A 1,555-nucleotide genomic window follows, 5' to 3' on the forward strand; every position below is an offset into this window, starting at 1 on the left:
GCGGAGATCCGTACCGGGACAGAGCCGCCCCCGCCCCGGGCAGCGGGCTCACGAGGAGCGGCGCGTAGTCGGGCGGTTACGGATCATCTCCGGTGAGTGGACGGCCCGCGCGCGGGTAGCCGCCCTGTGCCGAGCGCTCGGGAAAGAGGACTCCCGGCGGTGCTCGAATCCGGAGGTGACCGATGTCCAGTACGGCCCTGAATAGGGGATTGACTCCACAGCCGATCATCTCGCTGCCCGGCGTGTACCGCCCTCAGGCGGACACCCGGCTCCTCGCCCACGCACTCGATCAGGAAGAGCTGGGCCCCTCCACGGAACTGCTGGAGATCGGCACCGGGACGGGTGCCCTCGCGCTGAGCGCCGCCGCTCGCGGAGCCAGGGTCACGGCCGTCGACGTGTCCTGGCGGGCCGTGACCACCGCGCGTCTGAACGGGCTCCGCCGGGGGCTGCCCCTGCGCGTGCTGCACGGCGATTTCGCGGAGCGCACCCGGGGCCGACGCTTCGACATGCTCCTGACGAACCCGCCGTACGTGCCCTCCCCCACCCCCGGCCCGCCCACGCGCGGCCCGCAGCGGGCCTGGGACGCCGGCACCGACGGGCGCCACGTCCTCGACCGCATCTGCGCCGACGCCCCCGCCCTGCTCCGCCCGGGAGGTGTGCTGCTCATGGTGCACTCCGGCATGTGCGGCGCGGAGGAGACCGTCGGCCGACTCGAAGAAGGCGGCCTGACCGCGCAGGTCACGGCCCGCGCCTCCGTGCCCTGGGGTCCGGTACTGCGCTCGCGCCGGGCCTGGCTGCAGGGCCGCGGCCTGGCCGCCGAGGGCGCCGAGTGGGAGGAACTGGTGATCATCCGTGCCCAGCACCGCTGACCGTGCCACCGGCACCGCCGACGCCGCCGGCACCGCGGACCCCTCCGTCACCGCGGACCCCTCCGTGCCCGCCGACGCCTCCGCGACCGGGTGCCCCGCGGCCCGCCGCGTCTCCGTGGACCCCTCCGGTCCGGTCCTGGTGGAGGGCCCCGTCGAGATCCTGCTCGACGACGGGACCCTCGCCCGCTCGGACCGGTTCACGGTGGCCGTGTGCACCTGCCGGCGCAGCCGTACGTACCCCTGGTGCGACACCAGCCACCGCCCCCGGGAGCGCGCCGCGCCTGCCGAGGGCGGGCGCGCGGACGGGGGCCCGCGATGACCCGGTCCGGCCCGACGACGACCACCGCCACCGGGACAGCCACCGCCGGGCCCGGTCTCGTACCCGGTCGCGGCGCGCTCTCGGACGCCGTGGCGGAGGCCCTGCGCACGGGCCTGGCGCCCGCGTACGCCGAACGGTCCGTACGGGAGGCGGATCCGTGGGGTGAGGACCTGCAGCTCGCCCTGTACCTGTTGTACGAGCTGCACTACCGGGGCTTCGAGGGGGTGGACGACGCGCGGGAGTGGGACCCGGACCTGCTGCGGCTGCGCCGGGACCTGGAGGCCCGCTTCCTGCACGCACTGCGCACCGAGCTGTCCGGCGCCCCGCGGTCCGTGGACGAGGCCTTCGCCCCGCTGCTCGTGGAACC

At 75.8% G+C, this 1,555-nt stretch carries 2 protein-coding genes and 1 pseudogene; all 3 read left to right on the forward strand.

The features are described from left to right. Nucleotides 1-182 precede the first annotated feature (182 nt). The gene (locus ACFWW8_RS37550; RefSeq protein ID WP_386537172.1) at nucleotides 183-869 is read left to right on the forward strand and encodes a HemK2/MTQ2 family protein methyltransferase; all 687 of its coding nucleotides are present in this window, start codon (nucleotides 183-185) and stop codon (nucleotides 867-869) included. After that, nucleotides 853-1,188: a CDGSH iron-sulfur domain-containing protein gene (locus ACFWW8_RS37555; RefSeq protein WP_386537173.1), complete on the forward strand. Its 336-nt coding sequence runs from the start codon at nucleotides 853-855 to the stop codon at nucleotides 1,186-1,188. The genes ACFWW8_RS37550 and ACFWW8_RS37555 overlap by 17 nt, the downstream gene beginning before the upstream one ends. After that, a pseudogene (locus ACFWW8_RS37560) lies at nucleotides 1,185-1,555 on the forward strand (iron-containing redox enzyme family protein); the annotation flags it as partial. The gene ACFWW8_RS37555 and the pseudogene ACFWW8_RS37560, both read left to right, overlap by 4 nt.

It is taken from the genome of Streptomyces sp. NPDC058701 (genome assembly GCF_042715295.1).
GTDB lineage: Bacteria > Actinomycetota > Actinomycetes > Streptomycetales > Streptomycetaceae > Streptomyces.

Bases quoted from the DNA above. Each gene is read 5' to 3' on its own strand.
- ACFWW8_RS37550 (WP_386537172.1), top strand. From the start codon at position 183: ATGTCCAGTACGGCCCTGAATAGGGGATTGACTCCACAGCCGATCATC.